Genomic DNA, 23,666 nt, shown 5'->3' on the forward strand with positions numbered 1-23,666 from the left:
CGTCGCTCATTATGCCGTGCCATGAAAAGCCTCAGGTCGGGTACAGTTAATCTGTTAACAAAGCGTAAAGCAATGCGGGTCTATCCAACCGTGCTGACGGGCAACTGGATGGGCATTGACGATGGGAACACAGTATGGATTATACGGTTGAGAATGCGGGCACCACGATCGCCTGTCGCGAGTATGCCGGCCCGGTTGTATCGTCCGATACGCCCGCCTTGGTGTGCGTGCACGGCGCCTGCGTCGACGGCGTCTTCTTTGACGCCATCGCCCGCGAGCTCGCCTGTGACTACCGCGTCATTGCCTACGACCGCCGTGGTTGCGGCGAGAGCGGCGACGCTGCAGACGGACGCTACGACCTCGCCGCCCAGGCTGCCGACCTGCAGGCCGTTATCGAGCATATTGGCGCTCCGGCAAACGTGCTCGCGCACAGTGCCGGTACGCTGGTGACGCTGGAGCTCCTCCGTGCAAACCCTGCCATAATCTCGCGTGCGATTCTGCATGAACCCGCCGTGACAAACGAGGGTGCCGGCCTGGGCGCGGCCCCGGTTTTGCTCGAGATGATCGCCGCGGGAAAGGTCTCGAGGGCATTACGGGCCTTCCTGGGCGCCATCGGCGATTCGGACCCTGAGGCTCCCAAGTTAACCGAGGCAGAAGCCAAGCATGCCCTGCGCAACGGCCGCAGTTTCATGGCAAACGAATACGAGACCACTATGACCTACGTTCCCGATTGGAATCGCGCCCGCGCATCGAAAACGGTGGCCGCCGTATTCCTGGGCGAGCTCTCGATTGGCACGCCCCGCGAGGCGGGCACGAGGACAGCAGCTGAGCTCTTGGACTGTCCGCTCGTAACGGTTCCCGGCGCGCACAACGGGCTGCGCGATCGCCCGACAGCGACCGCGCAGGCTGCCCGCGGCATCTTGGGGCTCTAGCGGCCGAATCATCAAACGGGCTTCTTTCGTAGACGTTTCGGCTGTGTTAACAAAGGTGCTCAAAACCCAACGTCTGCGGCTTCAACCCTACCGTCTGCCAACTCATGAAAAAGAAACGGTATTCACGTGTGTACCTGCATCGACAAGGTGCTACCCTTGTAACATTTGGCACCCACTGCTACCAAGCAAAACTACTGAAAGGGCCCCCTATGCTCAATAATCACGAGGCCAATCTAACCGACGAGGAGGCTGCCGCCGAGGTCGCCCGTGTCGCGAAAACCTACCCCGTGGTACGTTTGCTGTCTGTCGATCAGATTAAGGGCGATCCTAACTGCCTGCTCGCCGGCGAGCGGTGTCCCTGTCTGCGCCAGTCAAGTCTTGAAGCCTTGGCGGCAGGTTCCGAAGAGGTGTCGGAACGGCTGCTCAACGATGGCGTTGAGTACCGCGCTCGCCTGCGCCCTCTGAAGGTCGAGGGCGAGCCTCACGTCCTGCTGATGGTGCGTCCGATTGATGAACAGGAGACCGCAGAAGAGGACCTTGTCTACACCGACGTGCTGACGAGCGTGCGCAATCGCCGATATTACGAGGAAAAGCTTCGCAGCGCCCGCATGCAGGCCGGTGTGGCCATGATCGACCTTGATGATTTTAGGGTCTTCAACGATACCTGTGGCCGTCATGCCGGCGACCTTGCACTCGGTGCGGTGGCGACGGCCATACGAGGCAGTATTCGTTCGACTGATGAGCTTGTCCGCTATGGTTGCGATAAGTTTGTGGCCGTCATGCCCAATATCCCCTCCGATGACTTCGCCCGTCGTCTGCGTCACGTATCCGATGCCGTTCATTCCGCGATTATTCCGGGCCATGAGCGTGTTAGCTTGACAGCATGTGTTGGTGGCGTTCGCATTAATGGCGAGACGGTCGATGAGGGCGTTGGCCGCGCTGTCCAATTACTGAGCCGCGCTAAGGCAAAAGCCGGTACGGTCGTGACCGATACCGATTCCGTCGATACCTTCCAAAGCGAAAAGCCTTCGGTGCTTATCGTCGATGACTCCGAGATGAACCGAGCTATTCTCAGCGAGATGCTCAAGGACGAGTATTGCATCCTCGAGGCCGATAGCGGTCGTGCAGCGCTCGACATGGTCGACCGCTATGGTGATGAGCTGTCGCTCGTGCTGCTGGACATTGTCATGCCGGGCATGAACGGCTTTGAGGTGTTGGGCGATCTGTCGCGCCGGTCGATTATTGACAATCTGCCTGTCATCATGATCTCGAGCGAAGATTCCGACGATGTGGTGCTGCGCGCGTATGAGCTGGGTGCCTCGGACTATGTCAACCGCCCGTTTGACTCCCGTGTCGTGCGCCGCCGTGTAAGCAACACCATCCGCCTGTACGCCAAACAGCGCCGCCTGACGAGCCTGCTGTCCCAGCAGTACAACGAGCGCGTCAAGAACAGCCGCATGCTCATCGACATCATGGCCGGCGTCATGGAGCTCCGCAATGGCGAGAGCGGCAGGCACGTTACGAACATCGAGAAGCTGACCGAGCTGCTGCTTGGCTGCCTGGTCCACCGTAGCGACAGCATCTCCCTCGACAACGAGGAGCGCTCTACGATTGCCCTGGCTTCGGCACTGCACGATATCGGCAAGATGTCGATTGACGATGCGCTTCTCAACAAGCCCGGGCGCCTCACGTCCGAGGAGTTCGAGATTATGAAGACGCATACCACGATCGGCGCCGACATGCTGCATGAGCTGGGCCGCCATCACGCCGGCAATGCGCTTATGGAATATGCGTACCAGATTGCGCGTTGGCACCACGAGCGCTGGGACGGCAAGGGTTATCCCGATGGCCTTAAGGGCGACGATATCCCCATCGCCGCACAGGTGGTTTCGGTGGCCGACGTATACGATGCGCTGACGAGCGTGCGCGTGTACAAGGATGCCATCCCGCACGAGGAGGCGATCCAGATGATCCTGGACGGTAAGTGCGGCACCTTTAACCCGCTGCTGCTCGACTGTCTGCTCGAGGTGCAAGACCGTATTGCCGAAACATTGGCGCGCCCTGCCGAGGTCGTTGCGCTTCCTACGATTTAGTTTGACCAAAGGAGTTTGAATCCATGATTTCCATGCGTGAAGCGTATGAGAAGATCGGCGCCAATTATGATGACGCTTGCACTCGGCTGATGGGCGAGGAGATGCTTGCCCGCTTTGCCCTCAAGTTTTTGGATGACGAGAGCATGGACAAGCTGGAGGCCGCCATGGCGGCAGGAGACGCCAAGGAAGCGTTTATGGCAGCTCACACGCTCAAGGGCGTGAGCCAGAACCTGGGATTCGATAATCTGTACGAGCCGGCGGTCGTGGTGACCGAGGCGCTGCGCGGCGCCGATGCCGTTGACGGCGCTCGCGCGGGAATGCATGCGTTGCAGCAGCAATATGCGGCTACGATGTCGGCCCTGCGCGAGGTGGCCGAGTAAGAGCTCGCGAGCTTTGATGGCTATGAGAGTGGATAATCTCCCGTTTTAGGCCCGGTGGCGACCTCAAAGTGGGAGATTATCCACTCTCGTTCGATACGTGTCCAAAAATCCACTCTCACCCCTTCTGATTGGTGAATGGCCTATGCGCACTGGCGGGGCTTTCCGCATGCAATCCATATCGTTGTTCGATAAACTATTCGGATAACGATAGATTCGATGAGGGTGAGTGTATGTCCAACAGCGTTCAGCGTATGGCCAAGGCGGGCGAGACTGTAAGGAAGCTTGGCTTTTGCATGGCGGTCGTTTTTGCGGGAATGCTCGTCGCTTTTGCCGCGTTGGTTGTTTACGTGATCTGGTATGCGGTTGCAAACGTTGTTTCTGTCGATTCTTTCGGTGTCGTGACGCTTCTCGATGGCGGGAGCATCGTTATCCCAAGCGGGCTGTGCCTGGCACTCGTCGTGGGTGTTTCGCTTGTCGTTTTGTGCGGAATCAGCCATAACATCTCTCGGGGCGTCTCGCCCTTTACCAAGACGCATGTGCGGCTTATCCGTGTTCTCGCGCTTGCCTTTGCTGTTAACGCCGCGGTTTCGCTTGTTGGTGCCTATGGATCGGTCAATCTCACCATTGGCGGACTGGAGCTTTACATCGTGCCTCATTCCTTCGTTATTGAGATTTGCCAAGGCGCTACCTTTGATGCGGGGTCGTTTATCGGCGCAGTTGTCTGTCTGTTTATCTCGGCGATCTGGAGTTATGCCTCGCTGCTCCAAGAGCAGTCTGACGAGCTTGTGTAGGAGGAAACATGAGCTATCTCATCATCGAGCTTGAGACGCAGCTGCTTAAGACCGGAAAGACCAGCGCTGATCTGATTCGGGCGACGGGGCATACTCCGGCGAATATTTCAAAGCTAAGAAACGGAAAAGTAAAAGCTATTCGCCTTAAGACGCTTCTCGAAATCTGTGATGAGCTTGATTGTCAACCGGGAGATATTATTCAGCGCGTGAGCGAGAAAGAGCTTGAGGAGCTTATTGTCGAGCGCGCAAAAAATGTTGTGAGACAGATGCGGGATGGCGGAGGCAACGAGGCGTCGCTTCCGACATCAGTCTTTGCTGTCGATTTGAGTGACGAGTAGCTTAAGGCGAACAACTAAAACGAAATATCAGCGTGAAGGAACCCGTGTCTAACACGGGTTCTTTCTTTTAGATTATCTTGACAAATATGTGTTATCGAAAAACAATAACAACTATGGAAAACGATAAAGGAAGGAACGATATGAGCTGTTTTGCTATCAAGCGGAACAGGAGGACAATGAACGCATCAGCGATAAAGCTATCAAAAGTTTCAAAACGCTACGGGAAACGGCACGTTTTGCATGACGTTTCCTTCGAGGTGGGTCAGTCTGAGCTTTGCGCCCTTGTTGGTGCAAACGGGGCGGGTAAAAGCACGCTTATTAAAATAGTGCTGGGCCTCTGTGGGCCATCGTCGGGGAGTGTGGAGCTCTTTGGAGGCAAGTCGAAAAAAGAGCTGAGTCTGATGCGGACGCGTGTCGGCTATGTGCCAGATTCCAGCGGAGCATACCAATCCCTCAGTGCGGCTGAGAATCTTCGGATCCGATGTGCGGAATGGGGGCTCGATGAGAAACGTGAGGTTCCTCGCGTTTTGAGCCTTGTCGGGCTGGACGTCGATGAGAAAAAGAACGTGGGCAGTTTTTCTCTGGGAATGAAACGGCGGCTGGATATAGCTACGGCTTTGTTGGGCGATACCGACGTACTAATTTTCGATGAGCCGGCAAATGGATTGGATCCGTTGGGCATCGAGAGTATATGGGCCCTTATCGGTCGATTGAATCAAGAACAGGGCAAAACCATGCTTATTTCTAGCCACGACTTGGATGAGCTGGCATCGGTTGCAACATGCTGCCTGTTTCTTCATGACGGCGAACTGCTGAAAAAGGAATCGATGGACATCATAAGGGATGAGGCGTCGTCCTTAAAAGAGTATTACAGGCGCTTGATGAAGGCGGTCTCGCTATGAAGCGGGCGATCCATCCCATAAAGGCAGATATGATGCGTTTGTACAGGATGTTTCCGGCGAAGCTTGGTCTTGCGCTTATGCTGGCGTTCGGCCTTCTCTTCGGTGTCTTTCTAAAAAAACGGAACAACGTTGCTCGCCTTTGGCAATAGCGTTTTTGGGGAGGATATTGGTTTCTTCTGGAATGTAATCGATCCTTCTGCACCCGATGAGTCCCTTGTGCGCAGTGCTTTTGCCGGCACCTCTCTGTTCGTTCCACTCATCGTTTGCCTGGCGATTTTACAGGAGCACGGCTATGAAGAGGGATACCGAATTTCTTCAGCAAGAGGTCTTACCCGCTTTTATGGGGTTCTAGCTCATGCGCTTTCGTCTGCTTTAATAATTGGCGCAGCATATAGTGCGCTTTGCTTTCTTCTGTTTGCAATAGCCATAATACGTGGAGGGCATAGCTACGCGCATGACATGCTGGCTGCATTTTTGCCTGCAATGATAGTCAACACCGTATTGGTGATATCGGTTGCGCTGGAGACGGTGACCATCTATCGGATTACAGGCAGCGCTGTATTGAGCGGGGCTGCAATAATAATCGGATTTGTCATGAGCTTGACGCTCTACGGAGCCTTCCTTCAGGCACCTATACCATCCTTGCGATGGATCTTCTTCCTTCCTGGGCCGTACCTTGGAGTCGGATGCGCCCTTGGGTATAGCGATATGGGGCAACTGGCGCTTCTGGGCTATGGCGTGGCAGCCAGCTGTTTATCGGTATTGATTTACGCTCTCGTGAGCTTTCGTGCTGGGGGTGTGCTCAATGGCTCGTCAGATTAAAAGATTCCTCCATTCAGAATTGAAGCACGTGAGTAAATGGACGTACGCCTTAATCCCGGTAATTTATGCGTGCATGGTGGTATTGCAGCTTAATTCTTTCCCGATGTGGTTCTGCAGCCTCCGTGAGAACAGTTTCTTGGGCTTCTTCCCAGACCCGACGCTTCGGCTATCGGCGGAGGATGTCCTTCTATTTGGTAATGCAGAGGTTTTTCGCGGTCTGCTGTTCAACGTAGCCCCGTTGGCTCATGCATTGTTCTTTCCGTTCATCGCGGCTTGTATTGTGCCGCGCTTTGTCAGTTCGGGCTTTGTCGAGGAACCGTGGGGGCTGTCGGAGGCTCGGGGAGGGAAGCGGGCGTGCGTTACCGTTGCGCGAGCGATGCTGTCTTCTTTCGCCCTATTGGGCGCGTTTATCCTGTCAAGTGTCGTTTTGTACTGTCTTAACTGCGCAATCGTTTTGGATGCTCAACAGTATTTCAACCTGAATATGTTTTGCGATCGACTTCTTCTGGCGAGTGCGGTCTGCCTTGCATACGTGGTCTCTTGCGTGATCGTTGTTTCCTATTTTGGATCCGGCTTCGGTCCTATTGGCATGCTGTTGCTTGTCAACGTCGTAACGATCTACATACAGGTCGGAGCCAATTCCATGCTTCCGTTTCCGTCCTCGATGCTCATGTGGATTTGCGGCGTGACCCCGTTGGGGGACGGTCAATGCGTTTCGATTTTGATTGACTGCCTAATAAACGTAGCAAGCGTTTTTGCCATCTGCTTTACCGTCGACCGATTGCGGTCGAGATTTCTTTGATTGTTTGTGAGGGATAATCATACCGAGCATATCAAATACAGGGGGGGGCGGGCACCGTAGCTGGTGTCCGCCCCCCCCCCTGGCTTAGGAGGCTTTAACCTGAGTGGTTCGCGAGCTAGCGGGCCTGCTTTACCTTAGCTGCTGCCTCGACAAACGACTTCCACAGGTTAAAGTCGGTCTCGAGCGTTTGCCAGGTGTACTCGGGGTGCCATTGCACGCCCAGGCAGAACGGCTGGCCCTCGACCTCGATGCACTCGGGTACGCCATCGGTTGCCTTGGCGACCAGGCGCGTGCTCTTGCCCAGGCGGTCGACGCAGCAGTGATGTGCCGAGTTGGTCTGGATGAGCCTGTGCCCGCCAACCGCGCGCTCCAGCAGCGAGCCCGGCACGACCTCGACGGGATGCACAGGGTCGTTGAGCACGTGGGTATGGCGCCACTGCGTGCGGCCCTCGCGCGCGCCCAGGCTCGGCACGTCCATGCACAGGGTGCCGCCGGTGGCGACATTGAGCAGCTGCGTGCCGCGGCAGGTGGTAAAGAGCGGCTTCTTGGCGCGAAGCACCTCGCTAACCAGCTTAAACTCAAAACGGTCGCGAATCTCGCAGCACAGCGTGGGGTCGTACGGACGCTCGTCGCCCCAGCGTTTGGGGTTGACGTCCGGGCCGCCGGGAATGGCGATGCCGTCGGCGATTTCCACGTAATGACGGATAACATCGATGTCTTCGGTAATAGACATCTGCAGCGGCAGGCCACCGGCGGCAAGGATGGCATCGACAAAGACGCTTGCGATTTCCTCGTTGGGGGAGAGCGTCTCGCTTAAAAACGGCTTTGCCTCTTCCCAGCGTGGTGCGACCAGGATGAGCGGGCGGTCGGCGGGATCGACGTCGACGTGCGGAGTGTAGGACGATGAGGTGTGTGTTCCGATCATGGGTGTGGCTTTCGAATCCGGGTGGACATGGCACAGGGGCGGCGCGGGACAGGTGCTCCAGATGAATTTGCCCGCGTGGCAATGGGGCTAGTGGCCCTTGATGGAGTTGAGGAAGTCCTGGGCGCGCTTGGTCTGGGGATGGTCGAAGAACTCGTCGGGCGTGCCGGTTTCCACGATTTGGCCGTCGGCCATAAACACGACGCGGTCGGCCACGCGGCGGGCGAAGTTCATCTCGTGCGTAATGACGATCATCGTCATGCCCTGCTGCGCCAAGCGCACCATGACCTCGAGCACCTCGTTGATCATCTCGGGGTCAAGGGCACTCGTGGGCTCATCGAAGAGCATGGCCTTGGGCTGCATGGCAAGAGAACGGGCGATGGCCACGCGCTGCTGCTGGCCGCCCGAGAGCTGTGCGGGCACCTTATCGGCCTGTTCGGCAACGCCCACGCGGCTCAACAGATCCATGGCACGCTCACGAGCCTCCTCCTTGGACACGCCCAGCACATCGACCGGCCCCAGCATGACGTTCTGCAGTACGGTCATATGTGCGAACAGGTTGAACTGCTGAAACACCATGCCCAGCTCGGCACGCATGCGGGCAAGGTCCTTGCCTTCCTGCGGCAGGGGCTCGCCTTCGATGAGGATCTCGCCCGAGTCGATGGTTTCCAGACGATTGATGGCTCGGCACATGGTCGACTTGCCCGAGCCCGAGGGGCCGATTACAACGACGACCTCGCCGCGGTCGACCGAGAGATTGATGTCGTTGAGGACGTGCAGATCGCCGTAGTGCTTATCGACGTGCTTGAGCTCGATCAACGGCTGATTGCCGGTGGAAGAGGTGCTCTGTGCCATGGTGCTCGGCTCCTTATGACTCGAAATGGTAAAGCGTTAGCGGATGATGGCCGCGCCGGTCTTGTGCGAGACGTAGACAGCGGCCTTGTTGATCGCGACGTTGATGAGGATATAGATGACCGCGATCACCAGATAGACCGACACGAGCGCGTCGTAGTTGGTAATGAGCACGCGGGCATTTTGCATGAGGTCGGGGTAGCTCACCACATAGGCGACGGTGGTGTCTTTGACGACGACCACGAGCTGCGAAATCAACGACGGAATGATAAACCGAATAGCCTGCGGCAATACGATTTTAAAGGTGATTTTAGCTTTGGAGAGGCCGAGCGCCTGGGCAGCCTCGACCTGGCCGCGCGGCACGGCGTTGACGCCGGCACGGAAGATCTCGGCCAGTACACCGGCTGCGGCGAGCGCGACGGGAAGCGTGAGCATCCAAAACGACGGCAGCGCGATCTTGTACTGGGGCAGCACCAAAAAGAAGAAGTAGATGAACAGCAGGCTCGGCACGCCGCGGAAGAAATCGGTGAGTACGCGGCAGACCAGCTGCAGCGGCTTAATGTCGCTGGTGCGACCGAGCATAAGGGCAAGGCCGAGCACCAGCGCGATGGCGCCGGCGGTGAGTGCGACTTTAACGGTGCCCTCAAAGCCGGCAAGCAGAAACTTCCAGGTGGTGAGGTGCGTAAAGAAATACCAATAGTGGACCGAAAGCTGACCGGTCACATAAAAGCGCTGCAGCACGAGGGCAACGAGTGCGACGACGGCAACCAGCGAGATGGCGGTGCCGATGCGAATCTTGGCGCGCATCTTGGGGCCGGGAGCCTCGTAGAGCGCATCGCGCATGGTGAGCGCGGGAGAGGAGTGCTTGCTCATCGGAGGATCCTCACCTTCTTATCGATGTAGTTGCCAATGTGGCTCACCACAAACGCCGTGCCCAGGTAGCCGAGCGCCGAGATAAAGAACGCGGCGACGCCGCCGAGCGAGCGCGTGTTGATATAGCTCACCACGCCGGTGAGCTCCTGCGGTTTAAGCGGCACCTGACTGCCGAGCGCGGTGGTGAGCATGACGGCGATAAAAAGGTTGGTCATGGGCAGCACGCTCGAGCGCAGTGCCTGCGGGATCACGATCTTGGCAAGGATGCGATTGAAGCTCATGCCCAGCGAGCGGGCGGCTTCCACCTGGCCGACGCCGACGGTGTTGATGCCGCTCATAAAGTTCTCGGAGCCAAAGGCCGAGCCCAGCAACACCGTGGCGACGATAACGCAGGTGCGGTAGGGCAGGACGACCTTGAGCGGCGGCAATGCGTAGACGACGATGATGAGCAACGCAATGCCGGGGATGTTACGGAAGACCTGGACATACAGGTCGCCAAAGACGCGCAGCGGCTTGAGCGGCGACACGCGCATCACGGTGACGGCGACGGCCAGCACCACGGCGATGGCAAACGACTCAAGCGTCATGCCCCAGGTTGCTAGCAGCGCGTCAATGTAGTTCTGGCCATAGAGCGACCAGAGCTCGGAGAGACTCATGCGGACCTCCCGCCGATAAGGAAAGGGGCTCCCGTGTGTACGGAAGCCCCGACAACTCAGTGAAGAAACAGTTTACCGCAATAAAGCGCATCATGCGTTTCCATATGGTTTCGTAGCGGCCGTTACTAGGCGCGTTGCCTAGGCGCCGATCTCGGGCAGCTCGGGAACATTGGTGTCACCCGTGCGGTCACCGATGCAGATCTGCCACAGCTCGGTCCAGGTGCCGTCGTCCTCAATCTTCTTAAGGAAGTCGTTAACGAAGGCGACGCCGTCGGAATCGAGCGGCAGGCCGATGCCATAGGGCTCCTTGCTGCCGAAGGGCTTGCCGGCGATCTTATACTTACCGGGCTCGCGGACTAGGGCGCTCTGCTGCATGTTGTTGTCGATGACGTAGGCGTCAACGCGACCCTGCTGGAGTGCCTGGCGGGCCTCCTCGTCGGTCTTGAACTCCTGCTGGCTGGCCTTGGGAGCGAGCTCCTCCAGGATGGCAGGGCCGTTGGAGCCGGACTGGACGGCGACGTTCTTGTCGGCCAGGTCGTCGACGCTCTTGATGTCGTCGTTGTCGGCGAGCACCAGGATGGCCTGCTGGGTGTAGTAGTAGGGACCGGCAAAGGAGACGAGCTTCTTGCGATCGTCAGTGATGGTGTAGGTGGCAAAGACGGCGTCGACCTGGCCGTTCTGCAGGACGGACTCGCGCGTGTCCGAGGTCACCTGGGTGATCTCGACCTTGTTCTCGCCCAGAATGTAGTTGGACAGGAGCTGTGCGATACCGGCGTCGAAGCCGCGGGTCTGACCGTCCTTCTCGTTGAGGAGGGAGAAGAGCGTGGAGGTCTGGACGCCACCGATCGTAAAGACGCCGGCATCCTTGACGGCCGTAGCCCAGGTGCTGGCGGCGATGGCGTCGTCATCGGCCTTGGGGCCGTCGTTGACGAGCTTGTCGAATGCCTTGGCGTCGAGCGTGGCGGAAACCTCGGTATCCTCGGAGCTCTTGGAGGAACCGGCGGCGGAACCCTTGTCAGCCTCGGCGCTGGTGTCGGAGCAGCCGGCAAGACCAAGGCCGGCGACGGTTGCGAAGGTGGCGGCGACGAAGCCACGGCGGTCGAGAACGACCTGCTGGGAGAGGTTCTTGCTCATGGTAGAACACCTTTCTCAATAAAATCCCTAGCGGTTGAGTAGAGTTATACCCTATCCCGCTCAGACGGGTCAACACGAAATAACTCAGAAACATACTTACCTTATGGGTTATTCTACCTACCATAAAGGGACAGGCACCTTTGTGGTGGTTCTTGCAGATGTGGTGGCCTGTCTCGCTGCTTTGTCTCAATCTGTAACAGTTAGACGAGGAAATGGGTTCTACCTGTTACAGATCGAGATTTTCTCTTCAGGGGGATTTGAATGTCTCGATCTGTAACAGTTAGACGGCCAAAAGGTCTCTATCTGTTACAGATTGAGACAAAGGTCAGGGGCAAAGACGGTTTGTCTAGATCTGTAACAGTTAGACGGGAATTCGGGCCATAGATGTTACAGATTGAGATAATCGCGTCGCGAAAATATAAACCTCCGCAGGGGTGCTTCCCTTGCGGAGGTTTTTTACTCGTTGAGTAGCCTTACGGCTTCGGCGGCCATGTTCTCGACCGTCATGCCGTTCTGAGCGAGCAGCTCGTTGGGGTCGTAGCGGTCGGGGAAGCCCTTGGCGATGCCGAAGGTGCGCGTGCGCACGGGCGTGCAGGCCAAGTAGCACGCGACGCGTTCGCCCCAACCGCCGTCCAAGATGCCGTCCTCGAGGGTGACGACAACGCGATGCTCAGCGGCAAGGCTGTCGAGGAACTCGCGGTCGAGCTCGGTTGCAAAGCGCGGGTTGACGAGTGTGGCCTCGATACCGTACTCGGCGGCCAAGCGGTTTGTCACGCGCTCGCCCAGCTCAAAGAAATCGCCAAGCGCGAGCACGGCCACGTCGCGTCCCTGGCGTACCACGTTGTAGCGCGCGACGCCGTAATCGTCGTCCTCGGCAGGCGCCAAGTCGGGGCGGCTTACCAAGCCAATGCCCGGCACGCGAATCGCCACGGGATGCTCGCGGTGGTCGAGCGACCAGCTCAGCATGGACAGGTATTCCTCCATGCAGGCCGGCGCTAGGTAGCGCATGTTGGGAAGAGCGCCCAGCATGGAAATATCGAAGAACGAAAGGTGCGTCTCGGACGTGGTGCCAAAGATTGACGCACCGAACACCAGGATGGTTGCGGGGGCGTCGTTGAGGCACAGGTCGTGCCACAGCTCGTCGTAGGCGCGCTGCAAAAACGTGCCGTACACACCAAAGACTGGCTTGGCGCCCGAGCGCGCAAGCGCGGTGGCAAAGGTCACGGCATGTTCCTCGGCAATGCCCACGTCGACAAACTGCTTGCCTGCCGCGGCGCGAAGCTCGGGTGTAAAGCCCATGATGTAGGGCGTGGCAGCCGTGATGCCCACAACCTGCGGATCGCGCTCGATGGCGGCGCTGAGCGCCTCGCCCGTAATGTCGGCATAGGTGCGCGGCGCAGGCTCGCTCGGATGGCCCGGGCAGAGCTTGCGCCCAGTCGCCATGTCAAACGGACCCACATGATGCCAGCGCTCGGGGTCGCTCTGGGCTGGCTCAAAGCCCTTGCCCTTTGCGGTGGAGACGTGCAGCACGATGGGATGATCGATATCGCGCAGCTCCTGCAGCGTGTCGACTAGGGCCAACACATCGTTGCCGGTGTCCAGATAGCGGTAGTCGAGCCCCATCGCGCGGAAAACGTTGCGCTCACAGGTGCCGTTGCTGGCGCGCAGCTCGGCCAGATTGCGATACAGGCCACCGTGGTTTTCGGCGATGGACTGGTCGTTATCGTTGACGATGATGATCAAGTTGCTGTCGAGTTCGGCGGCATTGTCGAGGCCCTCAAACGCCAAGCCGCCCGAAAGCGAGCCGTCGCCAATGATGGTAATGACGTTGTACGTATCGCCCGCCAGGTCACGAGCGTGTGCCAGGCCGCAGCCCAGGCTCACCGACGTGGAGGTATGGCCCATGGCAAACAAGTCGTGCTCGGACTCGTTGGGATTGGCAAAGCCAGAAGCCTCACCATAACGCTCCGGATCGATATAAGTGTACGCGCGCCCAGTCAGCGCCTTGTGGGCATAGGTCTGGTGCGAAACGTCAAAGACAATCTTGTCGATGGGGGAGTTAAACACGCGATGAAGCGCAACCGTAAGCTCAACGACGCCCAGGTTGGGGGCAACGTGCCCGCCGACGGCGGCGGAGCTTTCGAGGATTGCCTGACGGATCTCGCCGCAGAGCAGCGGAAGCTCGGCGCGGTCGAGAGCCTTGACGTCCTCGGGCGTTGTCGTTTGCGTAAGCAGCATCGTTGTTGGTTACTCCATGCGAATCGAGCGCCGGCGCTCCCTCGGCCGGCACAATTGCACAAAACAGTCTCGCACATTTTGGCGTTTGATATGTGACGGCGGCGCGGTAATTCGCCAACTGGCGGGGCAAAACGTTTTGTCTGATGCCATACTGGTAGATTCGATGATGATTTTATTCAATGCGTGCAGGCCGTGGCATGCCGCCGTGAGCCGCTGGAAGGAGGCAGCATGTCTGATGCCGTTCGTGCCGAGAAAATCGCGCACGAGGTCGACGATGCCGCCCGTCAGCTGGCCCAGGCGGGCCGCTTGGACCTGACGCACGAGTTTATCCAGCATGGCGACGTGACGGTGTATGCGCATGTGATTTCGGTGGCACGGGCGAGCCTGTCCTTTGCCGAGTGCTTGGGCCGTGCTGGCATTTCGGTCGACCGTGCCTCGCTGTTGCGCGGGGCCCTGCTGCACGATTATTTTCTATATGATTGGCACGACCCCGATCCGAGCCATCGACTGCACGGATTTCGGCATCCATTTTTTGCTCTGGCGCGTGCCGAGGAAGATTTTGAGCTGACGCCGCGCGAGCGGAATATCATCGTGCGCCATATGTTTCCGCTGGTACCGGTTCCACCGACGTGTCGCGAGGCATGGATTGTGTGCCTGGCCGATAAATGGTGCGCTCTGTGCGAGACGGTCGCCGGCCGTCTGCCGCGCAAAGGCGGCGCGAACGATTTGAACGAGGGCTCGAGTGACGGCTCGAGCAAAGATTCGAGCGAAAAGAGGAGAGGGTAGACGGTGGAAACCGCGATCGACATGGCATTTGACGGCGCGACGCTTGCCGCCTGTCCGCTCTCGGCGCTGGTGCTCTCGTTTGCCTTCTACGGTTTTTGCGGCTGGGTGTGGGAGTCGACAGTCTGCGCCATGCTCAACCACGGACGCTTTGCCAACAGCGGTTTTTTGCTGGGGCCGTGCTGCCCTATCTATGGTGTGGGCGGCATAGCCTGCTGGCTTTTGCTGCGCGGGATTCCGGATGCCTCGAGCCAGTTTGTTGCCGCGGCGCTCGTATGCAGCTTGATTGAGTACAGCGTAGGCGTGTTGTTGGAAAAAACAACAGGCGCGCGCTTTTGGGATTACTCGCACCTGCCGTTTAACCTGCACGGACGCATCTGTCTGTACTGGGCCTGCGCGTTTGGCCTGGGTGCGCTGTGTATTTGTCGTTTAGTGGAGCCGGCGGTGTTGGGGCTGCTTGGCCATCTGCCGGTGCTGATTGTGCGGCTGTCCGCCTTTATCGTCGCGGTCTCGATGATGGTTGACGCGGTGTGCTCGTTGGCGAGCTGGCGGCGTCTGTCCGATCAGCTGGAGCGCGTGCGCGCCGACCTTGCCGACCGCATCAACGAGTCGCTTGCCGATGCCTCGGACTCAATGCTCGAGCGCATTCCCGAATCGACGATTGACTCGGTGACACAGACGCACATCCGCAGCCGTGCCGTTAACGCGTGGCTGGCCGAGCTGGGTGACGCCGCGCTCGATGCCCTGCGCGAGAAGGCTTCGATGCCGACGTTTATCGCGGATGGCGCTCGCGGCCTGGCACTCGCTGCCCGCCGCGTGGCCGATGCCGCGCCGAGTATGCCGCGTCCGTCGCTCAGTCGTCGCCTTGCCGGCAAGCGCATGAGCCGTCCGGTGCCGAGTGTGTCACTCAGCCGCCGCGACCTACGCTTCTTCAATGCCTTTCCGCGTCTGCGCATCAATCGCTATGAAGGTGTCATTCGAGCTACCGACCTCCGCGACCGAGCCCGCGAGCTGTTCCGGCGCTAGCTGGGACGGGCGCGCTCACGGCTCCCTTGCTTGCGTATTTCCCGTTCGTTTCGCGCCCGTTGCCGCGCCGTTTCCAAGATTGCGGCACCGTTGGAGATGGCACGATCTGGGTCGAGCCGGTCGAAGAAGTCATCCGCATCCGCACCGGCGAGCACGGCTCCGCCGCGGTGTAGGACAATCTTTCGCCTGACGGGCGTGCCTCTCTTGGGGCACGCCCGTTCTCGTCTACAATATCGTGCAGACGAAGGAGAGGCATGCACATGATCAAGATGTTCGCGAGTGATTTAGACGGAACGCTGCTTAACGCCCTGCACGAGGCAGACGGGACCATCCGACGCGCCATTCGCGAGCTGACCGAGGCTGACCTACATGTGGTTCCCGCGACTGGACGCTCGACCCTGCCGATCGGCGAGCATGGCTTTACGGGCCTGACACTTGACGCCTGCTGCTCTAACGGCTCCATCGTGCGCGACAGCCATGGAGAGGTGCTCAAGACCTGGACTATCGATCCGCAGATTACCGAGGAGCTGCTCAAGGCGTTCCCGGACATTTGCTTTGATTGCTCCACGCCCGATGGCATGTTTTCGAGTGGATCGTTCGAGATGCATCAGGCGGGCTTTAAAAAGGACAGCCCCATCAAGCGCATCGTGATGCGCGGTATGCGTGCGCGTGGCGGGTACCACGAGGAACAGTATTTCGACCAGTCGATCGGCGATATCTTGCGTCACGATGTATGCAAGATCAACTGCCGCGTGATCTCGCCCGAGTTGGAGCGCGACCTTAAGGCGTATCTTGCCGAGCGATCGGACCGCGTGGTCAACGCGCCGTTTGACCCGGTGATGTTCGAGATCACGGATGTGGCATGCAACAAGGGCGAGAGTGTGGCCTGGCTGGCGGGCTACTACGGCATTGCCGAGGACGAGGCTGCGGTTTATGGCGACGGCGGAAACGACATCGCCATGCTCAAGCGTTTCCGCCACAGCTACGCGACCAAAAACGCTAGCGATGCAGCTAAAGCCGCCGCGAGCGCGACCATCGGCAGCTGCATGGTCCACGCCGTTCCCAAACACATGCTCGCCACCATGCGCAAACAAAACTCCCGCACCGTCATCGAATAATGTGACAAAGGGACTGTCCCTTTGTCACAGTGAGGATTAGCTTCTTTAAACACGAACATATATTCGCATATTTAACTGCGCTTTGATAGAATTGTTGCTGTTGGCGGCAGTTCCATGTGCCGGGCAGCGCTCTCCATTTGATGGGAGGTGATGCCCATGACCGATTTGATTGATTTCGTGAAGCTCCTGACCGCTTTGGTCTCGCTCCTCACGACGCTTATCGGACTTTCCGAGGCACTCAAGCAACGTTCGAAGCAACGTAAGAGGGGTCGCCGCCGTTAAGGCGTTGACCCCCTAAAACAAGCAACGGCGCTGCCCAGCTTTCCAGAACTTGGGCTGCCGTCGACACCATTCTACCCACGAATGACATTTTGAACAATCGGCAATGTCGCTTCAAAAGCCGGGCACAATCGACACGACCCAGGCGGTCGCTGAACGTGACAAGGGAACTGCCCCTTCGCCACATCCAAAATATTGCCTTTACGTGTTGATGCACACGGTGTGCAATAATACTCGCACTGTGCAATAGCGCACAGGCTGAGTAACAAGGAGGACGCTTGTCCCAGCTCGAGAAATGCGATCGCCGGTCCCTTCGCTCGCAGCGTGCCCTTCGCCAGGCGCTTGCCAGCGAGCTTGCCGAAAGCGGCGACCTTTCGCGCATTAATGTCGCGTCGCTCACCGAGCGCGCCGGCCTTACGCGCCGCACGTTCTATTCGCACTACCGCGATATCCCCGACTTTATCAATCAAATCGAGGACGGCTTGCTGGCCGAGATCCGTGAGCGCATTGAGCTCATCACCGCAGCTCAGCTGCCTGATCTCTATCACAACATCGATGAGCTCGAGCCGGCGCCCGGTTCGGTTGAGCTGCTGCGTTATCTTGCGGCCAACCGCGACTTAATCGGTGCGCTGCTGGGTCCGGGCGGCGACCAGGCCTTTATTAAAAGGATTATCGACACCGCGCGTGAGGCTGTGGTGCCGCGTGCGCAGACGGGCATTTTGGGCCTGGCGCTGGGCACGTTCTTTGACTACTACGTCACCTACGTCGTGAGCGCCGAGGTCGGCATGATTCAGCGCTGGTTTGAGCGTGGGCTCACCGAATCGCCCGAGGCCATGGCGCGCATTATGACGGTGCTCGCTTTTGTGCGCCCCGGCGACCTGTATGGCCAACCCATCGATATCAACGTGCCGGAATACGGCATGAAGCTATTGAACTTGCAGCTCGAGGACGCGGCCGACACCGCTGCAACCGTCGAGTCCAACAACTAAGAGGAGAGACAATGAGCAAACTCGTCGAGGGCATCAAGGATCGTGTGGTCGCTGCCGCACGCGAGGCCGCGCCCGCCGTGGTGGACGCGGCCCAGAAGGCCGCGACCGCGGCAGCCGAGAAAGTTGCCGAGGCAGTTGCCGATGCCAAGAACGCGGCAGGGGAGGCGTCCGTCACTAGCGAGCCCACCGCCGCCGCTGAGCCCATAGCCGCCGTCCACGCCCCCGAAGGCGCGATCTTCAACCCCGAGGCCGCCCGCGGCAACCTGCACCTGGGCATCGACGTGGGCTCCACCACCGTTAAGCTCGCCGTGCTTAACGACGACAACCAGATCGTCTACGCCAAGTACCAGCGCCACCACACCGACGTCCGTGCCTGCGCCCGCGACCTGTTCGAGGGTGCCGCGACCGTGCTGCCGACGGCCCAGATGACCTGCGCCATCACCGGCTCGGGCGGTCTGCTGCTGTCCCAGTGGCTCGACTTGGAGTTTGTCCAGGAGGTCATCGCCAGCAAACGCGCCGTCGAGACCCTTATCCCGGCCACCGATGTCGCCATCGAGCTGGGCGGTGAGGACGCCAAGATCATCTACTTTGACAACGGCATCGAGCAGCGCATGAACGGCACCTGCGCCGGCGGCACGGGCGCGTTCATCGATCAGATGGCCACTCTGCTGCACACCGACGCGAGCGGCCTCAACGAGCTCGCGGCCAACGCCACCACCATCTATCCCATCGCCAGCCGTTGCGGCGTCTTTGCCAAGACCGATGTGCAACCGCTGCTCAACGAGGGCGCCCGCCCCGAGGACGTCGCCGCTTCCATCTTCCAGGCCGTCGTGACCCAGACCATCTCGGGCCTGGCGTGCGGCCGTCCCATCCGCGGTAACGTCGCCTTCCTGGGCGGCCCGCTGCAGTACCTCTCCGAGCTGCGCCACCGCTTCTACCTCACGCTCAACCTGGACGAGGAGCACCGTGTCGTGCCCCAAAACGCTCACCTGTTTGTGGCGAGCGGCGCCGCCATGGCGCACGAGTCTAACAAGCTCAGCACGTTCCCGCAGCTCATCGAGGCCATCGACAGCTTGGGCGACACCCAGGGCGCCGAGGTCGAGCGCCTGGATCCGCTCTTTGCCACCGACGAGGACTTTGCCGAGTTCAAGGGTCGCCACGACACCGAGGTCGTCCCTAAGGGCAAGCTCGACGGCTACACCGGCCGCGTGTTCATTGGTATCGACGCCGGCTCCACCACCATGAAGGCCGCGCTCGTGGGCGAGGACGGCCAGCTGTTGCACACCTGGTACGGCAACAACAACGGCGACATCTTGGGTACGGCCAAGGTCATCATGGCCGATTTCTACAACCACATCCCCGCCGGCTGCACCATCGGCCACGTGACCACCACGGGCTACGGCGAGGCGCTGCTCATCGAGGCTCTCAAGGCCGATTCCGGCGAGATCGAGACCGTCGCGCACCTGCGCGGCGCCAAGGCATTTCTGCCCGGCGTCGAGTTCATTCTGGACATTGGCGGCCAGGACATGAAGTGCCTGCGCGTAAAGGACGGCGTGATTGAGCACATCATGCTCAACGAGGCCTGCTCGTCGGGCTGCGGCAGCTTTATCGAGAGCTTCGCCGTCTCTATGAACATGGACGTGCGCGCGTTCGCCGACGCCGCCATCCATGCCAAGGCCCCCGTCGACCTGGGCAGCCGCTGCACAGTCTTTATGAACTCGCGCGTCAAGCAGGCGCAAAAGGAAGGCGCCACGGTGGGCGACATCGCGGCCGGCCTGTCCTATTCCGTCATTAAGAATGCCCTGTTCAAGGTCATTAAGCTGCGCGACCCCAAGGAGATCGGCAGTCAGGTGATCGTTCAGGGCGGCACCTTTATGTCCGATGCCACGCTGCGCGCGTTTGAGCAGCTCACCGGCGTGCATGCCGTGCGTCCCGACATCGCCGGCTGTATGGGCGCCTACGGTGCGGCCCTGCTCGCCCGCGATCGCGCCGGTGCCGACGGCACCTCGACCATCCTGTCGGCCGAGGACATCGCGCACCTCACCGTGACGCAAAAGCACGTCCGCTGCGGTCGCTGCTCCAACAACTGCCAGCTCACCGTCAACGACTTTGGCGGCGGCAGGCGCTTTATCACCGGCAACCGCTGCGAGAAGGGCGCCGGCCACAAAAAGCAAAAGACCGAGGCCCCCAACCTCTTCAAAAAGAAAAACGAGTTGCTGTTTAACCGCGAGGTGTTGAGTCCCGACGAGGCCCCGCGCGGCACCGTGGGTATTCCGCGCGCACTCAACATGTACGAGAACTACCCCTTCTGGCACGCGTTCTTTACGCGCCTGGGCTTTAGCGTGCAGCTGTCCGACCAGTCGAGCAAGAAGACCTACCAGGCGGGCATCGAGTCCATGCCGTCCGAGAGCGTATGCTATCCGGCCAAGATGAGCCACGGCCACGTGATGAACCTTATCGACCGCGATGTTGACTTCATTTGGATGCCGTGCGTGCGCTGGGAGCGCAAGGAGGACCCGACCGCCGGCAACTGTTACAACTGCCCCATCGTCATGAGCTACCCCACGGCGCTGGCGCTCAATATCGACGAGATCCGCGAGCAGAACATCGAGTTCCTGTACCCGTTTGTGCCCTATCACGACAAGACCGAGCTCAAGCGACGCCTGTACCAGGTGCTCGCCGTCGACCGTGTGGCCGATGCTGAGGCCGGTCGCGGTCGCGTGCGTGGACCCAAGATCACGCGCTCCGAGGTCGATGCCGCCGTCAACGCCGCCTTTGAGGCCGACGCGCGTTTCCACGAGGACATCCAGACCATGGGCGAGGAGGCCCTTAAGTGGGTCGAGGACCACGGCGGTCACGGCATCGTGCTCGCCGGTCGTCCCTACCATAACGACCCCGAGATCAACCATGCCCTGCCCGAGCTTATCTCGAGCTTTGGCTTTGCGGTCTTTACCGAGGATTCGCTCGCGCATCTGGTAAAGCCCGAGCGCCCCATTCGCGTCGTCGACCAGTGGATGTACCACAGCCGCCTGTACGCCGTCGCCCGTTTTGTGACGATGCGCAACGACCTGGACCTAATCCAGCTCAACTCTTTCGGCTGCGGTCTGGACGCCCTGACCACCGACCAGGTGCAGGAAATCCTGGAGGCCAGCGGCAAGATCTACACCGTGCTCAAGATCGACGAGGTGTCCAACCTGGGCGCCGCGCGCATTCGCATCCGCTCGCTCATGGCGGCACTCAAGGACCAGGAGGCCGAGCGCTTGGCCGAGGCCACGGCTGCGGGCAAGGTCTTTGAGCAGGGCGACGCTGCGCCGGTGGCGCCCTCCACGGATGCCCCCGCGTTCGCGAGCCGCAAGTACACGTTCGAGGCACAGCGTGAGAGCGCCTCGACCGCATGGCCCAAGGTGCCCTTTACCGAGCAGATGCGCGACGAGGGCTATACCATCCTGTGCCCGCAGATGGCGCCGATCCACTTTGACCTGGTCAAAGAGGTGTTCCGCGGTGCCGGCTACAACTTGGAGCTGCTGCCCTCGACCGACCACGATGCCGTCGAGGCTGGCCTGCGCTATGTGAACAATGACATTTGCTACCCGTCGATTCTGGTGACGGGCCAGATTATGGAGGCCATCGAGAGCGGTCGGTACGACCTGTCCAAGACCGCCGTGGTCATCAGCCAGACCGGCGGCGGCTGCCGTGCCACCAACTACATCGCACTCATCCGCAAGGCCCTGCGCGAGAGCGGCCACCCCGAGATCCCGGTGATCTCGCTTTCGGCCGTGGCACTCGGCGAAGACAACCCCGGCTTTAAGATTACGCCGGCGCTGCTTAAGCAGGCAGTCTACGCGGTGCTCTTTGGCGACGTGATGATGCAGATGCTCTACCGCTGCCGCCCGTACGAGGCCACGCCTGGTGCCGCCAACACGCTCTATGAAGAGCACATGGCGCGTGCCCGCAAGCTGGCGCCCAAGTTTAACCGCCACAACTACACCAAGCTGTGCCGCGAGGCCATCCGCGCGTTCGACACCATGCCGCTCGTGGGCGAGGGCACCAAGCCGCGCGTGGGCGTGGTCGGCGAGATCTTGGTCAAGTTCCATCCCACGGCCAACAACCACGTGGTCGACGTTATCGAGCGCGAGGGCTGCGAGGCCGTGGTGCCGGGCCTGCTCGACTTCTTCCTGTACTCCATGAGCAACGCCGAGCTGCAGAAAGACGAGCTGGGAAGTTCTGCCACTACGCGCGCGGGCATGCAAGCGCTTATTAAGCTCGTGGACTGGATGCGTACGCCGGTGGAGGAGCTGATCGAAAAGTCCGAGCGCTTTGAGGTACCCGAGCGCATCGGAACCATGGCGGACAAGGCCCGCACGGTGCTTTCGGTGTGCAACAACATGGGCGAGGGCTGGTTGCTCACGGCCGAGATGCTCGACCTGATTGATCACGGCGCGCCCAACATCATCTGCACGCAGCCCTTCGCGTGCCTGCCCAACCACGTGGTGGGCAAGGCCGTGATCAAGGAGCTGCGCCGCCAGCACCCCGAGAGCAACATCGTCGCGGTGGACTACGACCCCGGCGCGTCCGAGGTCAACCAGCTCAACCGCATTAAGCTCATGATCAGCGTGGCCAAGGAAAACATGCGCGCCGGCAAGGGCTTTAAGCTCGAGAAGGTGGCGCCGCTCGCGATGGACGAGGTCACCGGCCAGATGCGTGCCCACGATGGCTGCGTGAGCTGCGGGCCGGCCAGCGAGGAGGCCGTTGCATCGGTCGTCAAGCGTCTGGGACGCGGCATTAAGAAGTAACTGGCCTGCTATGGGCTAGATATGGGACAAACGGGTGGCAGCCGTACCGGTTACCACCCGTTTTTACTGGACATCTGTTGCGTAAACGGTCCAACTATCACCCCCTGCGAACTTGGATTTCGGAAGTATGCGGCAAAATTTGAATAGGCCGAGCACACTGGATATGCCCAAGCTTTGTACCTGCGGTTTTATTGGTGAAAAACCGGGGTGCGCTCGAGGGCTCCGGAATTTGCCGCATACTTCCGAAAACAATGTCTCGGTGGCACCAAAAATTGCCTCCAGAACCCTGAGATAATGAACATATTGTAGCCGTTCGCCGCAAATTATCGTCCGTTCATGGAACCTATCTCCAACGAGTTGTAACCATATGGTTTGATGTTGAAAACATATGATTGCCGGCAGGCCATAGGTGACGTTCCCCCTGATATCGGAGGTTCCAGGTATGTTTCGCGCTCCGTTAAATAACTATCGGTTGGGCTAACATGGGTCGCCGTGCTATTTCGATAACCCTTGCAGTGGTCTGCCTGGCTGTGCTCTTAGGCGCTACGGGGCTGTTTGCTATAAGTCGAGAAACATCCTATATGCAGGAATGTGCTTCCGAAGGGTTTGCCATTGATGGTTTCTATCGGGATGACAAAACGAGTCGGGTAACCCTGGCTTTTCTTGAGGAGGACAACTGTCGATGGCAGCTGGTCGACCAAGACGGAATCTGCACAGACGGGCAGTTTAAGCGTACGGATGACCCCAACATCCTGATATTAAAGAAGGAAAACGGTGAAGAATTCGGTACGGTCCACGTGGCGTATATATCGCGCCGGCGCAATCAGGGGCAGATTTACCTAATTAGAAATACTAAGGTGACCCGATTTTATCTTGTGAGCACCGATCCGGCGTTTATGGTGGAGTCTGGCGATGTCGATGTGGACAGTTGATTCACGGCAAT

22 protein-coding genes are annotated in these 23,666 nt (G+C 59.4%); 16 read left to right on the top strand and 6 right to left on the bottom strand.

What is annotated here, in order from left to right:
• Positions 1 to 134: 134 nt before the first annotated feature.
• The 8 genes from DWX63_RS06120 to DWX63_RS06155 all read left to right on the top strand — a co-directional run bounded on the left by DWX63_RS06120 (position 135) and on the right by DWX63_RS06155 (position 7,060).
• Positions 135 to 932: an alpha/beta fold hydrolase gene (locus DWX63_RS06120; RefSeq protein WP_117843129.1), complete on the top strand. Its 798-nt coding sequence runs from the start codon at positions 135 to 137 to the stop codon at positions 930 to 932.
• A 209-nt stretch (positions 933 to 1,141) separates the two neighbouring features.
• A complete protein-coding gene (locus DWX63_RS06125) occupies positions 1,142 to 3,025 on the top strand; it encodes an HD domain-containing phosphohydrolase (RefSeq protein WP_117843130.1) in 1,884 nt (627 codons plus the stop codon).
• Between the two features lie 23 nt (positions 3,026 to 3,048).
• Complete coding sequence (locus DWX63_RS06130; protein WP_117758380.1) at positions 3,049 to 3,405, top strand: Hpt domain-containing protein; 357 nt, start codon at positions 3,049 to 3,051, stop codon at positions 3,403 to 3,405.
• 230 nt (positions 3,406 to 3,635) lie between these two features.
• On the top strand, positions 3,636 to 4,196 hold the full coding sequence (locus DWX63_RS06135; RefSeq protein WP_117758381.1) for a hypothetical protein: 561 nt from the start codon (positions 3,636 to 3,638) through the stop codon (positions 4,194 to 4,196).
• An 8-nt stretch (positions 4,197 to 4,204) separates the two neighbouring features.
• Positions 4,205 to 4,534 (top strand): helix-turn-helix transcriptional regulator, encoded by a 330-nt coding sequence (locus DWX63_RS06140; RefSeq protein WP_117802874.1) that lies wholly within the window; start codon positions 4,205 to 4,207, stop codon positions 4,532 to 4,534.
• A gap of 113 nt (positions 4,535 to 4,647) precedes the next feature.
• The gene (locus tag DWX63_RS06145) at positions 4,648 to 5,436 is read left to right on the top strand and encodes an ABC transporter ATP-binding protein (RefSeq protein WP_158559624.1); all 789 of its coding nucleotides are present in this window, start codon (positions 4,648 to 4,650) and stop codon (positions 5,434 to 5,436) included.
• 129 nt (positions 5,437 to 5,565) lie between these two features.
• Positions 5,566 to 6,258, top strand: coding sequence for a hypothetical protein (locus tag DWX63_RS06150; protein WP_117843132.1), 693 nt, complete (start codon positions 5,566 to 5,568; stop codon positions 6,256 to 6,258).
• Positions 6,242 to 7,060, top strand: a complete 819-nt coding sequence (locus DWX63_RS06155; protein ID WP_117843133.1) for a hypothetical protein — start codon at positions 6,242 to 6,244, stop codon at positions 7,058 to 7,060. The genes DWX63_RS06150 and DWX63_RS06155 overlap by 17 nt, the downstream gene beginning before the upstream one ends.
• A gap of 115 nt (positions 7,061 to 7,175) precedes the next feature.
• On the opposite strand, the gene DWX63_RS06160 is transcribed toward DWX63_RS06155, so the two are convergent.
• The 6 genes from DWX63_RS06160 to DWX63_RS06185 form a co-directional block, all read right to left on the bottom strand.
• Positions 7,176 to 7,985, bottom strand: a complete 810-nt coding sequence (locus DWX63_RS06160; protein ID WP_117843134.1) for a gamma-glutamyl-gamma-aminobutyrate hydrolase family protein — start codon at positions 7,983 to 7,985, stop codon at positions 7,176 to 7,178.
• A gap of 87 nt (positions 7,986 to 8,072) precedes the next feature.
• Positions 8,073 to 8,837: an amino acid ABC transporter ATP-binding protein gene (locus DWX63_RS06165; RefSeq protein WP_117843135.1), complete on the bottom strand. Its 765-nt coding sequence runs from the start codon at positions 8,835 to 8,837 to the stop codon at positions 8,073 to 8,075.
• A 36-nt stretch (positions 8,838 to 8,873) separates the two neighbouring features.
• Entirely contained in the window at positions 8,874 to 9,707 is an 834-nt protein-coding gene (locus DWX63_RS06170; RefSeq protein WP_117843136.1) for an amino acid ABC transporter permease, read from the bottom strand.
• A complete protein-coding gene (locus DWX63_RS06175) occupies positions 9,704 to 10,363 on the bottom strand; it encodes an amino acid ABC transporter permease (RefSeq protein WP_117843137.1) in 660 nt (219 codons plus the stop codon). The genes DWX63_RS06170 and DWX63_RS06175 overlap by 4 nt, the downstream gene beginning before the upstream one ends.
• A 138-nt stretch (positions 10,364 to 10,501) precedes the next feature.
• Positions 10,502 to 11,497, bottom strand: coding sequence for a glutamate ABC transporter substrate-binding protein (locus DWX63_RS06180; protein ID WP_117843138.1), 996 nt, complete (start codon positions 11,495 to 11,497; stop codon positions 10,502 to 10,504).
• A 456-nt stretch (positions 11,498 to 11,953) separates the two neighbouring features.
• Positions 11,954 to 13,735, bottom strand: coding sequence for a 1-deoxy-D-xylulose-5-phosphate synthase (locus DWX63_RS06185; RefSeq protein ID WP_117843139.1), 1,782 nt, complete (start codon positions 13,733 to 13,735; stop codon positions 11,954 to 11,956).
• 228 nt (positions 13,736 to 13,963) lie between these two features.
• On the opposite strand from DWX63_RS06185, the gene DWX63_RS06190 reads away from it, so the two are divergent.
• The 8 genes from DWX63_RS06190 to DWX63_RS06220 all read left to right on the top strand — a co-directional run bounded on the left by DWX63_RS06190 (position 13,964) and on the right by DWX63_RS06220 (position 23,655).
• Positions 13,964 to 14,521 (top strand): HD domain-containing protein, encoded by a 558-nt coding sequence (locus DWX63_RS06190; RefSeq protein WP_117843140.1) that lies wholly within the window; start codon positions 13,964 to 13,966, stop codon positions 14,519 to 14,521.
• A 3-nt stretch (positions 14,522 to 14,524) separates the two neighbouring features.
• Positions 14,525 to 15,544, top strand: coding sequence for a putative ABC transporter permease (locus tag DWX63_RS06195; RefSeq protein WP_233514487.1), 1,020 nt, complete (start codon positions 14,525 to 14,527; stop codon positions 15,542 to 15,544).
• Positions 15,545 to 15,570: 26 nt separating this feature from the next.
• Positions 15,571 to 15,717, top strand: a complete 147-nt coding sequence (locus DWX63_RS11495) for a P-II family nitrogen regulator (protein ID WP_233514488.1) — start codon at positions 15,571 to 15,573, stop codon at positions 15,715 to 15,717.
• 87 nt (positions 15,718 to 15,804) lie between these two features.
• Positions 15,805 to 16,662 carry an HAD-IIB family hydrolase gene (locus DWX63_RS06205; RefSeq protein ID WP_117843164.1) on the top strand — a complete coding sequence of 286 codons (858 nt, stop codon included), beginning with the start codon at positions 15,805 to 15,807 and terminating at the stop codon, positions 16,660 to 16,662.
• A gap of 156 nt (positions 16,663 to 16,818) precedes the next feature.
• Positions 16,819 to 16,944, top strand: coding sequence for a hypothetical protein (locus DWX63_RS11615; protein ID WP_255413239.1), 126 nt, complete (start codon positions 16,819 to 16,821; stop codon positions 16,942 to 16,944).
• Positions 16,945 to 17,219: 275 nt separating this feature from the next.
• Positions 17,220 to 17,930, top strand: a complete 711-nt coding sequence (locus tag DWX63_RS06210; RefSeq protein WP_040358972.1) for a TetR/AcrR family transcriptional regulator — start codon at positions 17,220 to 17,222, stop codon at positions 17,928 to 17,930.
• Positions 17,931 to 17,941: 11 nt separating this feature from the next.
• Complete coding sequence (locus DWX63_RS06215) at positions 17,942 to 22,723, top strand: 2-hydroxyacyl-CoA dehydratase (RefSeq protein WP_117843141.1); 4,782 nt, start codon at positions 17,942 to 17,944, stop codon at positions 22,721 to 22,723.
• Positions 22,724 to 23,205: 482 nt separating this feature from the next.
• On the top strand, positions 23,206 to 23,655 hold the full coding sequence (locus DWX63_RS06220) for a hypothetical protein (RefSeq protein ID WP_147336066.1): 450 nt from the start codon (positions 23,206 to 23,208) through the stop codon (positions 23,653 to 23,655).
• Positions 23,656 to 23,666: the final 11 nt, after the last annotated feature.

Origin of the sequence: Collinsella sp. AF20-14LB (genome assembly GCF_003459505.1) — a bacterium.
Taxonomy (GTDB): Bacteria; Actinomycetota; Coriobacteriia; order Coriobacteriales; family Coriobacteriaceae; genus Collinsella.